6 protein-coding genes are annotated in these 12,851 nt (G+C 71.3%); 3 read left to right on the top strand and 3 right to left on the bottom strand.

The window, feature by feature from the left end; translation table 11 throughout:
- Nucleotides 1–3: 3 nt before the first annotated feature.
- The 3 genes from WME79_RS19085 to WME79_RS19075 all read right to left on the bottom strand — a co-directional run bounded on the left by WME79_RS19085 (nucleotide 4) and on the right by WME79_RS19075 (nucleotide 6,440).
- Nucleotides 4–966: an SMP-30/gluconolactonase/LRE family protein gene (locus WME79_RS19085; protein WP_437537811.1), complete on the bottom strand. Its 963-nt coding sequence runs from the start codon at nucleotides 964–966 to the stop codon at nucleotides 4–6.
- Between the two features lie 154 nt (nucleotides 967–1,120).
- Nucleotides 1,121–2,743, bottom strand: a complete 1,623-nt coding sequence (locus WME79_RS19080) for a DUF1552 domain-containing protein (protein ID WP_437537808.1) — start codon at nucleotides 2,741–2,743, stop codon at nucleotides 1,121–1,123.
- 397 nt (nucleotides 2,744–3,140) lie between these two features.
- On the bottom strand, nucleotides 3,141–6,440 hold the full coding sequence (locus WME79_RS19075) for a kelch repeat-containing protein (protein WP_437537805.1): 3,300 nt from the start codon (nucleotides 6,438–6,440) through the stop codon (nucleotides 3,141–3,143).
- A 497-nt stretch (nucleotides 6,441–6,937) separates the two neighbouring features.
- Here WME79_RS19075 and WME79_RS19070 point away from each other — a divergent pair, with 497 nt between their 5' ends.
- The 3 genes from WME79_RS19070 to WME79_RS19060 all read left to right on the top strand — a co-directional run bounded on the left by WME79_RS19070 (nucleotide 6,938) and on the right by WME79_RS19060 (nucleotide 12,836).
- Nucleotides 6,938–10,153, top strand: coding sequence for an SNF2-related protein (locus WME79_RS19070; RefSeq protein ID WP_437537803.1), 3,216 nt, complete (start codon nucleotides 6,938–6,940; stop codon nucleotides 10,151–10,153).
- On the top strand, nucleotides 10,150–11,082 hold the full coding sequence (locus WME79_RS19065; protein WP_437537800.1) for an SWIM zinc finger family protein: 933 nt from the start codon (nucleotides 10,150–10,152) through the stop codon (nucleotides 11,080–11,082). The genes WME79_RS19070 and WME79_RS19065 overlap by 4 nt, the downstream gene beginning before the upstream one ends.
- A 308-nt stretch (nucleotides 11,083–11,390) precedes the next feature.
- Complete coding sequence (locus WME79_RS19060; protein WP_437537797.1) at nucleotides 11,391–12,836, top strand: type VI secretion system Vgr family protein; 1,446 nt, start codon at nucleotides 11,391–11,393, stop codon at nucleotides 12,834–12,836.
- Nucleotides 12,837–12,851 lie beyond the last annotated feature (15 nt).

Raw genomic sequence — 12,851 nt, 5'->3', positions numbered from 1 at the left:
CGATCACCGCATGTGCGAGAGCGGGAGCCCCGCGACGGGCGCGCGGAACGTGAGGAGATGGGGCATCGCCAGCGATCCCATGTAACACGTGCGGAGATCGGGGCCACCGAACGCGATGCTCGTGGGCAGCTGCAGGGTGCTGCCCGCGCAGGCGCCGAGATCGGCCGGCTCGATGGTGCCGCTCCGCTGCTTCAGGGTCATCGTCTCGAGGACCGCAGGGCGCGGATCCTCGAAGACGGTCTGGTAGCTCCCGTCGGGGAAGATGACCCCGAGGCCGTTGCGACAGACGGCCACCACCCAGATGTTGCCCTCGGCGTCAAAGGCGAAGCCATCCATGTACCCGCCGATGCCGAGGCTGTCGGGCCCGAACTGCTCGGGATCGCCGAGGCTCCCGTCGTCGCGCACCGGGAACCGGAGGAGGCGGCCGGGGACGGTCTCGACGGCGTACAGGAACCGCTCGGCGGCGTCGAGGCGCACCTCGTTCGTCAAGCTGAGGCCGTCGGCCACGACGCGGGCGCCCTTCTCGTCGACGAGCACGATGTACCCATCGCGGATGCTGCCCACGACCGCGGGCCACCACGGGAGGTGCCGTGTCGTGACGGAGATCCAGAGGCGATCCCGCGAGTCGATGAAGCAGAAGTTCACGGCGCCGAGCGGCTTGCCGTCGATGGAGTCGAGGAGGACCTCGGACCGGCCGTCGCGGTGGAGCTTGTGGATCTTGCCGCCGGACATGCTGGCGACGATGAGGTTGCCCTGCCGATCCATCGCCATCCCGTTCGGCTCGGGCACCTCCGGGCCGAGGGTCGCCTGCCTGCCATCGGGCTCGATGCGCGTCGCGATGCCGCGAGCGTCCGAGGTCCAGAGCGTGCCGCCGGGCTCGACGATCACACACTCCGGCCGGACAAGGCCTTGCCCGACGTACTCGATCCGCGACAGCTCGAGGGTGAAACCCCTGACAGATGACATCCAACGACCTCCCGGCACGGCGCCGCGCCGCGCACGCTCGACGCGCGCGAGCATAACACCTCCCTCGACGATGGGGACATCTCGAGCAGGCGCACCGCTTCGGGCCAGCCACCCCGAACCACCCCCGCCCCAACAGGCTCGGGAACGAGACCGCTCAGGAGTTCGCCTTGAGCGCGGTGAACTCGCCTGGATCGTGGATGGTGGGGGGGTTGGTCCCGCCACCGATGAAGTCCTCCGTCCGGTCGTACATACCGAAGTGGGTCACCGGCTCGGAACCGCCCTTTGCCGGGAAACCATCCGGGCCTGCCTTGACCCCGAGGGCGTTCATCAAGCTGCAGTAGTACTTGTTGATCGGCGCGTTGGCGAGCGAAGGATCGGTCCCCGTTTCCTGGGAGATCGCGTCGACCTGGTTCGAAGTGCCGTCGGTACACGTGAACTCGCTGTTGCCGGTCGTGAGATCGGGCGAGCCGTCTTCGACGTTCACGGCCCAGCCGGTCTTGAAATAGCCGCCGGCGCTGCCGGCCTGGATGATCGGCAGGTTGTTGAGGTTACGGGCGCAGCCGTCCGATACGTCCTGGAACCAGACTGCCGCGCAGTTGTCGAGGAGCGTCCCGTCGCCCTCTTCAATTCGGCTCAGCTGGTCGACGAGGTGGGCGAATTTCCTCGCATAGTAGTCGTCGATCCTGAGGAGCATGTCGATCGCACCGGGGACGCAGGTGCCCGTCATGCCCGCGTTGTCCAGGCGACGCGAGAGGCTGGCGCTCTCGAGGTTCACGTCGAGCCCCTTGAAGACGTAGTTACCGGGGTATTTCAGGAAGATGACGGGGTTCGCGTTGCACGCCGCCGCGAGCACGGCGAGGTTCGAACAGAGGTCCGCTCCGTCCAGAGTGTCCGAGATCCGCCGCGTCAGCCTGTCGTCGTCGCCCGGGGGCGTGCCCCACAGGTTGATGTTTTCTTGCGTCGCACCGAGCACCGTGGCGAGGGACGTGTTGCACTGCGCAGAAGCCACCACATTTCCTGTCGAGTTGATGAGCTCCTTCCAGGATGCGAGCTTCTGCTTGTCGGAACGGCTCATGTCGAACCGCTCGAGCCTCTGCAGATCATCCTTCACGATGTCGAGGACGCTCTTGCCGCGCATCGCCGCGTAGGTGTCCGGAGACGTCGGCTTCCCCGGCTCGAAGATGCCCGTGAGGCTGCTGAAGACCTGCGACGCGTTGAGGCCCTTGAAGAGGGTCTCGGCGGCGGAGTAGGAGATCGCCGACTGAGGGCTTTCATTCTGACCAGCCGTGTTCAAGAGCAACGGAGTGCCTTGCGGGCTGAGCTGTCGTGCGATGACGTGGTCCAGCGAGGGACCTGTCGGTTTGGCGTTGAACTTCGTCGCGGAGTCGAAGCTGAACGGGTCGTCGCTGTTGGGGGTGACCGGGTGGCAAGTGAAGTACGACCCGAGCACCTGCGTATGGGGATCGTTCCCCTGCCCCCGCTCCAGCGTCGCCGTCCACTCGTTCATCGCGCGGATGCCTCGGGGCATGAGGAGCTTGTCGGCGTGAGGCGCCAGGTGCTTGAGCGTCGTCGACTGGAGGTCCGCGGCGGTGAGCGGGCCGTGCGACTTCTTCGGAAACCACCGCGTCGTGATGCAGCCATAGGGCGTGAACATCACGATCAGCCGCTTCGGTGGCGTGGCCGGCTGCGCCATCACGGAGCGGTCGAAGATCGAGCCGAGGAACGGCGCCGCGACGCAAGCTCCACCCAGCCCCCGGAGGAAAATTCTTCGGTTCATGCGCTTTGACATGGTCGTATTTTTCCTGCCTCAATGGACACAAACGGCCGGCTGCCACTCGGAACGCCCTCGGGTGCCCGAGTTCGCCACGGCTCCATCGTCCCCATAATCTCCGCGGGCCCGTGAACGTATTTGGAATTCGCTCGGCCGGGCGCGTTGGTCGAGCGGAGAGACGCCACCCCGATCACCGCTCGACGCGGCAGCCCGGCACGTCGCGTCAGTCCTCGAGAGCGATCTCGGGACAGGGCGTCGGGGTGCCCGCGCAGTACTTCCTGGGGAAACAATTGCGCTTACCGCAGACGCCGGCATCGCGCCGTCGCCGCGATCTGTGCGGCGAGGTGCGCCGCGCAAGGTCGCTCAGGGGGCGATCGACGTCACGTCGGGCTGCGCGAGCGGCTCACGCAGCGCCGCGGATCCTCGCGGAGCGCCGGCGCGGGCGCAGGGCAGCGAGCCCCCCGACGAGGACGAGCCATGGGGGTGTACCCTGGATGCCGGGCCCCATCTGGCAATGCGAACCACCGCTGCCGCTGCCTGGCGAGCCGCCGCCAACCCCGCTCTGCGCGCCGGCTCCACCGGCGCTACCTCCTTCGCCCGTCCCGCTGAGAGAGCCTGCGCTCGTGGTCGTGGTGCCGTCGCTGCCGCCAGCACCGCTGGCATCTCCCCCGCTGCCGCCAGCACCGCTCGTAGCATCGCCGGTGCCGCTCACGCCACCGCCGCTGCCACTCGCGCCACTTCCGCTGAGATCGCCCCCGCTGCCGCCAGCACCGCTCGTAGCGTCGCCGCTGCCACCGGTGCCGCTCACGCTACCGCCGCTGCCTCCAGCACCGCTGGTCGCATCGCCGCTGCCGGTGCTGCTCGCATCTCCCCCGCTGCCTCCAGCACCGCTGGTCGCATCGCCGCCGCCGGTGCTGCTCGCATCACCGCCGCTGCCTCCAGCACCGCTGGTCGCGTCGCCGCTGCCGCCGGTGCTGCTCGCATCACCACCGCTGCCGCCGGCGCCGCTTGCATCACCGCCGCTGCCGCCACTGCCGCTCGCATCACCGCCGCTGCCGCCGGCGCCACCCTCTCCGCCTGCGCTCGGCAAGCATACGCCAGTCTGGCACACCCCTGTGCTCGGGCCCTGCCCAGGAACATAGAGGTGCACGAGAGGGGACGGGTAGTATCCACTGCCGAGCGCGCCGCCCGCCATCAGAACACGCCCATCATCCAGCCGCGCCGCCACGCGACGGGTGAGCGGGATGTTCAAGGCTGGCCCCGGCGACCAGATGTCCCTCGCCGGATCGTAAAGCTCGACCGTATAATCGAGCGAATACGGGCCTTCCAGATCACCTGCCACGAGCACCCTGCCGTCGGCAAGGAGCACGGTCCCATTGACATACCGCTGCGCGGCCATCTCCGCCGCTGGCGTCCAGGTGTCGCTCTCCGGATCATAGAGCTCGGCTGTCGTGAGGGCTACGCCCTCGGGGCTGCTCCCCACCACGAGCACCCTGCCGTCCTGGAGCAGCGTGGCCGCATGCGTCGCGCGTGCCTGGCTCATCGAAGCCACAGGCGTCCAGACGTCGGCCGCCGGGTCATACACCTCCGCGCTCGCCGATTGGTTGCCGCCGCCCGTGACGAGCACCCGGCCGTCCTGGAGCAGCGTCGCCGTGTGCTGGAATCGCCGCACATTCAGGGGCGCGACCAGGGTCCAGGCGTTCGCGGCGGGGTCATACACCTCCGCGGATTCGTCGCTGCCGGCCGCGACGAGCACCCTGCCGTCCTGGAGCAGCGTCGCCGTGCCGATACTGTGCTTCCGGAGCATGGGCGCGGCCTGCTGCCATGCGCCCGTGGCCGGGTTGAGCCGGTCCACGCGATCGCCGCTGATCACGAGGACCGTGCCGTCGTGCAGCAGCGTGACGTGCACGATCGACCGCACCTGCGGAGTCCCCCCGATGAGCTGCCATTGGTCCATGCTCGGGTCGTATCGCATCGACCTCCAGCGCACGGGGGAGCTGCTCTCCACCCCGATGACCAGCACGGTGCCGTCCTCCAGCAACCTCGCGATGCCCGCGCTCTTCATCTCGTTCGGCATCCGCGCCGCGGCCTGCCAGGCATCCGGCGTCCCCGCGACATCGCAGCGCGCGCCGTCGGGCTTCTCGGGCGCGGGCCCCGCGCACCCGAGCGCAGGATCGCATACGGGAGGCTCGTGACAGCCGTCCGGCGGCTGGCAGCTCGCCGGGCTCGCCGCGACGCAGGCGCCCGCCTCGCACGCGCTCGTCGCGGAGCACACCTCGGCGTCGTCGCACGGGGTGCCGTCGGGCGCAGGGGCGCCGCCGGCGCAGGTGCCCGCCTCGCAGACGCCGCCCTCGAGGCACGCGTCGGGGTCGTCACAGGGCGCGCCCGAGATCGGCGTGCAGGCGCCGTCCTTCGTGGCGCCCGCCGAGGCCGCACACGCGTCGCACGGCCCGGCACAGGCCGCATCGCAGCAGACCGAATCCGCGCAGAAGCCGCTCGCGCAGTCGCCTCCGGCCTGGCAGGCCGCGCCGAGCGGCGCGCGCTCGTGGAAGAGCAAGGCGGAGCCCGTCGGCACCGGCACGCCGCCGGGCGAGCCGGACGCGACAAGCCCGCCGGCGATCAGGACGCTGCCGTCGGTGAGGCTCGTCGCCGTGTGGTACCCGCGCGCCATCGTCTCCGGCGGCTCCACGTCGAGGGGTACCCAGAACGCCCTCGCCGGATCATACAGCTCCAGCGCGGCGCTGAACTCGCTGTAGCGCCAGTCGTCCAGGTAGGCGCCATTTTCGTCCTGGATTCCGCAGAAGTACGTCACCATGCCTCCTGTCAGGAGGACGCTTCCGCTGGGAAGCAGCGAGACGCCCAGGCCCATATCGTAGTCCCCGGGCGGGTAGCACTCAGGATACGGGTAATAGAACGGGTCATGCCCCGAGATCGCCACCCAGAGGTTGTCCTCGGGGAGGTAAAGCTGCGAGGGGTGCGTGTTCGCGAACGGGTATCCGCCCACGAAGAGGACGTCGCCGCTGGCGAGCCGCGTCGCGGGGTACTCCATGGCCCCGCCGAGATACCCGGCGGCCGGTGTCCACGAATCGGTCTCCGGATCGTAGATATTGGCGCGGCCGCTGCCCGCCGCGAGCACGCGGCCGTCGCGGAGCAACGTGGCGCTCGTGGCGGTCATGCCGCTCAGCGACCGGACGGGCGTCCATGTGCCCGCGGAGTCATCATAGATGCTGCCCGCGAGGGAGCCCGACGCGCGGCCGAGCATCATCAGCTTGCCGCTCGGGAGGGTCACGGCGTGGGGCGCCGTGAGCGCGGGCGTTAGGGGCGCCGCCGCGCTCCACAGTTCGAGCTCAGGAGAATAGACCTCGACATGCTCGCCGTCCGTCGAGAGGGCCAGCCCGCTCGGCAGGACGGCCGTCGCGGCGACCTCGCGGAGCGGGCTGCGAAGCGGCGCTGCGGGCGCCCACGTCTTGCTCGCCGGACCGTAGATCTCGACCTCCCGAATTAGCACGGTCGTGTCGCTGCCGTGGCCCCCCGCCACGAGCACCCGGCCATCCTGGAGCAACGTGGCCGTATGCCCGCTGCGCGGGGTGATCATCGCAGGCAACTGCTCCCAGGACGGCGTTCCATCGGCCCAGACCTCGCCCGCCGGCAACACCACCGCCGTGCAGGCCAGGGCAACGCCCAGGTACCAGCTCGATCGCATCTAGACTCTCCTTCGCCGCCGTCTGATGCTTCCCGGTCGCGGAACATTCAGCTCCTGGAGCACCGCCAGGGCCAACGGACGCAAGGCGAGCTCGAAGATGAACCCAGGGATCAGCGTCCCCGCCGCGCCCATCTCCAATTGCCCAGCAGACCCTGCATCGTCCTCATCTGGGGCAAGCGCGGCTCGAGGCTCGGCCGCGCGAGCGGTCAGAGCGGCGGCGCCGTGTCGGCGGAGGCGACCGGCAGAGGCTCGCCGCGCGTCCAGCCGCGGCGGGACACGGGCGCATTGCATCGAACCACGATTTTTTCCCATGGCACGCCCACCAACCCTGTGAATCGGAGGTCCCAAACAAATTCTGGCAATTCACGGGGTGAATCCGGAATGAGTCACAATCGCTGAATCAGCGGGGCGCTCCCGCCCGGCCAACCGCTTTTTCACCTCACGAAGCGCGAAGACCCTTTTCGTCTCGCCCGGTTGTGCAATGAACCTGCGCGCCGATGCCGCTCGTCTTTCTGCCAGGCGATCTCCGCTTCTTCCTCTGGGAGGACACGGCCCCTCCGCGGCTCGCGGCCCGGCCGCTCGGCGCGACGACCCCAGCAGAGGCGGTCGTCGTCTCCGAGGCGGGCCGCGCTGTGAGGAAGACCGGAGAGGCCGCGGCGCTCCTCGACGGCCTGTCCGCGCTCGCCAGCATGGCCCAGGACGACCTCGGGCGAGCGCCGCCGTCCGTCGCCGCATGGAGCCTGGCAAGCAAGCTCGCGCTCGACCTCGTGGTGCGCGAGCGGATCGTGCCCCGCGTCGTGCCCGCCAGCGCCGCAGGGGGACGCATGGAGGCCCGCTGGGCGGTGTCGCTGGCGGCCCCGGAGGACGCCGCGCGTGTCGCGGCGCTCGCCCGCGCCATGCCGCCGGCCGCGCACGCGGTGCCGGCGGGCGCGCAACAGGCCAGCGGCGACGGCGGCCGACCCCGCGGGCCTCGCGCCGTGGAGGTCTGGTCCGCCGAGGCCCTGCTGCGCGCCTTCCTGGACGCCGCGGCCGACGCGCTCGCGCGCAGCGGCGCCACGGATCGCCCGGCGCGCTCGCCGCGTCCGGCGCACGCCCCGTGGGAGCGCCGGCTGGCGCTCGCCCTGACGGGCCCGCGGCGCGCCTTCGCCGCGGAAGGGCTCGCCGAGCGCGCGCTCGTGGCCGATCTCGACGCGTGGGTCCGCCCCGCGCTCGGCGCCTGCGACGCGCTGCGCGCCTGCTTCCGGCTCGAGCTTCCCCAGGGCGAACGCGGCTTCGTTCTCCGCTTCCTGCTGCAGGCGACCGACGATCCGAGCTTGCTCGTGCCCGCCGCCGAGGTGTGGAAGGCCCAGGGGCGCACGCTGAAGGCGCTCGGGCGCGCGTTCTCCGGCGCCGAGGAGGTCCTCCTCGGCGCGCTCGGCGCCGCAGCGCGGCGCTTCGCGCCGATCGCCCGGGCCCTCGGCGAGGCGCGGCCGGAGCACGTGGACCTCGATCCCGCGGAGGCGTGGGCCTTCCTCGCGCAGGCGGCGCCAGCGCTGGGCGAAGCCGGGTTCGGCGTGGTCGTGCCGGGAGAGCTCCTGGCCTCGGGGCAGCGCCGCCTGCGCCTTCGCATGCGCGTCGGCGCGGCGCGCCACACCGCGGGCGTCGTCGCGGGCAGCGCCGGGCTCGGCCTCGACGAGGCGCTCGATTTCTCGTGGGAAGCGGCGCTCGGCGACGAGGCGCTCTCCGCGCGCGAGCTCGCCGCCCTCGCGCGGCAGAAATCGCCGCTCGTCCGGCACCGCGGGGCCTGGGTGGTCGTGGTCCCCGAGGAGCTCGCCGAGATAGCGCGGCGCCTCGAGGCCGGCGGCGGTCGCATCTCGGCGCGCGAGGCGCTGGAGGGCGCGCTCGCTGGCGAGACCCGCGCCTTCGGCATGGCCGTCCCCGTGGTCGCCGAGGGCGCGCTCGCGCGCGCGATGGAGCGGCTCCGCTCGGGCGCCGAGCGCGCCGCGGCGCCGCCCGCGGGGTTCGTGGGGACGCTGCGCCCCTACCAGGCGCGCGGCGTCGCCTGGCTGCAGACCATGGCGAGCCTCGGCCTGGGCGCCTGCCTGGCCGATGACATGGGCCTGGGCAAGACCGTCCAGCTGCTCGCGTTCCTGGTCGGCCGGCGGGCGGCAGCGCCAGGGGACGCGCGCCCGACGCTGCTCGTCGCCCCGACGTCGGTCGTCGGCAACTGGGAGCGGGAAGCGGCGCGCTTCGCCCCTGCCCTGCCCCTCGTGCGGCACTACGGCGAGGGGCGCGCCCGCTCGGCCGAGGAGCTCGCGTCGCGGGCGTCTGGCGCGAGCGAGCAGCCCGCCGAGGGCGGCGACGGCGGCGCGCGCAGCGCGGGCGGCGGGCTCGTCCTGACCACGTACGGCCTGCTCCGCCGCGACGCCGCGGCGCTCGCCAGCGTGGACTGGGCCGCGGTCGTGCTGGACGAGGCGCAGAACATCAAGAACGCCTCGTCGCGCACCGCCCGCGCCGCGCGCGCGCTCCGCGCCCCGCACCGCGTCGCGCTGACCGGAACGCCCGTCGAGAACCGCCTCGCCGAGCTCTGGTCGATCCTCGAGTTCGCGAACCCCGGACTGCTCGGCCCGCTCGAGGCGTTCCGGCGCGCCTACGCGGTGCCCATCGAGCGCTACGGCGACAGGAAGGCCGCAGAGCGGCTCCGGCGCGTCGCCGGGCCGTTCCTGCTGCGACGCATCAAGAGCGATCCCTCCGTGCTTCAGGACCTGCCGCCGAAGGACGAGGCGAGGGTCTTCTGCACGCTCACGCGCGAGCAGGTGACGCTCTACCAGGCGGCGCTCGACGAGGCGATGCGCCCCATCGAGGAGGCCGAGGGCATCGCGCGGCGCGGGCTCGTGCTCTCGCTGCTGACGGTGCTCAAGCAGATCTGCAACCACCCGGCGCAGTGCCTCGGGGAGGCGGGGCCGCTCGCGGGGCGGTCCGGCAAGCTCGCGCGGCTCACCGAGATGCTCGAGGAGGCGCTCGCCGCGGGCGATCGCGCGCTCGTGTTCACGCAGTTCCGCGAGATGGGCGACCGGCTGGTCCGGCACCTCGCGGCTTCGCTCGACACGGAGGTCCTCTTCCTGCACGGCGGCACGCCGAGGCTCGCGCGCGACGAGATGGTGCGGCGGTTCCAGGACGATCCGCGGGGGCCGCGCGTCTTCGTCCTCTCGCTGAAGGCCGGCGGCGCAGGGCTCAACCTGACGGCGGCGAGCCACGTGTTCCACTTCGATCGCTGGTGGAACCCCGCGGTCGAGGACCAGGCGACGGACCGCGCGCACCGGATCGGGCAGCGGCGGGCGGTGCAGGTCCACAAGCTCGTCTGCGCGGGCACCGTGGAGGAGAAGGTCGACCGGATGCTGGAGCAGAAGCGCGAGCTCGCGGCGCAGGTGGTCGGCCAGGGCGAGGCGTGGATCACCGAGCTCGACGACGCGGCGCTGCGCGAGCTGTTCGCGCTGTCGAGGGACGCCGTGCTCGGCGCAGGCGAGCTGGACGATCGCGAGGAGGCGGCACCGGAACCTGAGGAGGAGCGCAGCGACGCGCTGGACGGGCGCGGCGCGCCGGAAGGCGAGCGCGGCGCGCACGAAGGCGGCCGCGGCGACGCGCCGCGTGCGCGGCAGGTGCGCCGCGCGGAGAGCCGGCGGACGGGCGCGAGGCGCCAGGTGGCCCGAGCGCGGGGAGGAGCGCCCACATGAGCCCGCCGGCGCGATGGGCGCCGTTCCACCGCGAGGCCGGGCCAAAGCCGCCGCCGCCGGCGCGAGGCATCCGGATGAAGCGGGCCGGCACGACCTGGTGGGGCAAGCGCTGGGTGGAGGCGCTGGAGCGGATGGCGCCCGACGACGCGGGCCGCCTCGCGCGCGGGCGCACGTACGCGCGCGCGGGCAGGACGCACGATCTCACGGTGAAGCCCGGCCTCGTGACCGCGCGCGTGACCGGCTCGCAGCCGAGGCCGTACAAGGTGATCCTCACGATCGCGCGGCTCGACGACGCCACCTGGGCGAAGGCGATCGCCGCCATGGCGAAGCGGGCGAGCTTCGCGGCAGAGCTCCTCGCCGGCCAGATGCCGGCAGAGATCGAGGCCGCGTTCCAGAGCGCCGGGACCAGCTTGTTCCCGGAGCGGCCTGAGGACCTCACCACGGCCTGCTCGTGCCCCGACGTGGCGAACCCCTGCAAGCACGTCGCGGCGACGCACTACGTGCTCGGGGAGGCGTTCGACAAGGACCCCTTCCTGCTGTTCGAGCTGCGCGGGCGCACGCGCGAGCAGGTGATCGAGGCGATCCGCGCCGCGCGGGGCGCCCCCGCGCGCGGCAAGCGGGCGGGCGCCCGCCAAGGCGCCCCCTGCGCCGGAGATGCACCGGCGATCGCGACGGTGACGCCCGGCAAGATGGCGGCGAAGGACTACGACGCCTGGCGCGAGGCGCCGCCGGCGCTCGACGTGGCGCTGGAGCCACCCGCGGCGCACGCAGCGCTCCTGTCCCAGCTCGGCGCGCCGCCGGGCTGGAGCGAGGAGCGGTCGCCGGCGGAGCTCTTCGGCCCGCCGATCCGGGCGGCGTCCGAGCGGGCGCGGGAGATCGCGATGGCGGAGGGCGCTCCCCGAGGGGGACGCCGCGGCCCCGCGAGATAGCGCATCGTCGTCCAAGCGCGATTTCCTGGCGGTGAACCGTCGCGCCCCGCCGCCTCCCCCAGGATGAACATTGTCTTGCTTTTGAGCGTCATCCGACTTGATCTCGCAACATAAGACTCGACTTCGTAACCATGGACTCAATTTCGTAATTGAATCTCAACCTCGTACCCACAAACTCGAATTCATCACCGTGGCGAGGCAAGCGGAGCAGCCGACCGACCTTGACGGAAAGTCGAGCCCGCGGATAGCGTGGTGTACGACGAGCGAGGCTGTGGACATTCTGGCCACCACGTCGAAAGGACGAGCCCGTGGAAGAGATTCACACCATGACCATGGTCCTCGAGTCGGAGGGCCAGACGTGGGACCACGTCCGGATCCACAGGCTCTCTGGTCGCGAGGCCATTTCGGAGCTCTTCTCCTTCCATCTCGACGTCGTGTGCGACCCGGGCCAGGATCTCCCTGCCGAGGCCGTGCCCGGCGCCGACATCACCCTCATCATCGAGGTGGGCGGCGTCGAGATCCGCCGCATTCACGGTGTCCTGGGCCCGCTCCAGGACCACCTCGACGTGCTCGACGAGGTCGCGAGCTACGGCCTCCGCATCGTCCCGCACGCCTCCCAGATGACCCTCGTCGAGACGCAGGAGATCTACCTCGACAAGTCCATACCCGACATCATCCGGGCCAAGCTCGGGCGTTACGAGCCATTGCCGTTCGAGTTCCGGCTGATGGGCACGTACCCGGCGCGCGAGTTCGTCGCGCAGTACCAGGAGACCGACCTCGCGTTCGTGAGCCGGCTCGCCGAGCACGTCGGCATCAGCTTCTTCTTCGAGCACGGAGACGGGCACGACAAGATCGTCTTCACCGATCACCTGCCCGGCTTCCCGCTCGCCGACGAGCTGCCCTTCCGGCCGAAAGGCGGCAAGAGGGACCTCTTCGCCCTGGAGCGCACGACCGGCGTCGCGCCCTCGAACTACATCGTACAGGATTACAACTACCGCATGCCGCTCGTCGAGCTCTCGGCGTGCGTCGCGATCGAAGACGGGAACGGCGGCGGCGTCGTCGAGTATGGCAACCACGTCAAGACCCCTGAAGAGGCGGAGCTCATCGCGCGGGTCCGCAGCGAGGAGCGCGCGTGCCGCCTGAAGGTCTACGAGGGCAAGAGCGGCGTCCCGACCCTCTGCGCGGGGACCAAGCCCACGGTCGTCGATCACCCCAAGCTGCCCGAGCCGCTGACGCTGCTCCTCGTCGAGGTCGAGCACGAGGCGACGCTGCCCCACTTCTCGGGGGACGAGCCCGCCGGGGGGGCCTCGTACCTGAACACGCTCCGCGCGGTCCCCGTGAGCGTCCCCTTCCGGCCCGCGCGGAGGACGCCGAGGCCGCGCATCGCCGGCGTGATGACCGGGCTCATCCAGCCGGGACCGCAAGGGGAGACGGGCGGCATCGCCCACATCGACTCTGACGGGCGGTACCTCGTCCAGCTCCATTTCGACACCGCGCCGCCAGGCGAACAGAGGGCCTCGCACCGCATGCGGATGGCGCAGCCCTTCGCCGGGCCCAACTACGGAATCCACATGCCCCTCCGCCGCGGGACAGAGGTGCTGATCGCCTTCACCAACGGAGATCCAGACCGGCCCGTCATCGTGGGCGCGCTCTACAACGCCATCTCGCCGAACCCGGTCGTGACGGCCAACGCGACGCACCACCAGATCAAGTCGAGCTCGGGCGTCCTGTTCCAGATCGGCGCCAAGTCCTGAGGAAAACGGAGCACT

Source organism: Sorangium sp. So ce726 (assembly GCF_051521405.1).
In the GTDB taxonomy this organism is placed as follows: Bacteria; Myxococcota_A; Polyangia; order Polyangiales; family Polyangiaceae; genus Sorangium.
The sequence above is the reverse complement of the archived record's forward strand: the minus strand, read 5'-3'. Positions and strand labels throughout refer to the sequence as shown.

Coding starts and splice junctions, on each gene's coding strand:
- WME79_RS19080 (WP_437537808.1), bottom strand. CDS start 2,743: ATGAACCGAAGAATTTTCCTCCGGGGGCTGGGTGGAGCTTGCGTCGCG.
- WME79_RS19085 (WP_437537811.1), bottom strand. CDS start 966: ATGTCATCTGTCAGGGGTTTCACCCTCGAGCTGTCGCGGATCGAGTAC.
- WME79_RS19065 (WP_437537800.1), top strand. CDS start 10,150: ATGAGCCCGCCGGCGCGATGGGCGCCGTTCCACCGCGAGGCCGGGCCA.
- WME79_RS19070 (WP_437537803.1), top strand. CDS start 6,938: ATGCCGCTCGTCTTTCTGCCAGGCGATCTCCGCTTCTTCCTCTGGGAG.
- WME79_RS19075 (WP_437537805.1), bottom strand. CDS start 6,440: ATGCGATCGAGCTGGTACCTGGGCGTTGCCCTGGCCTGCACGGCGGTG.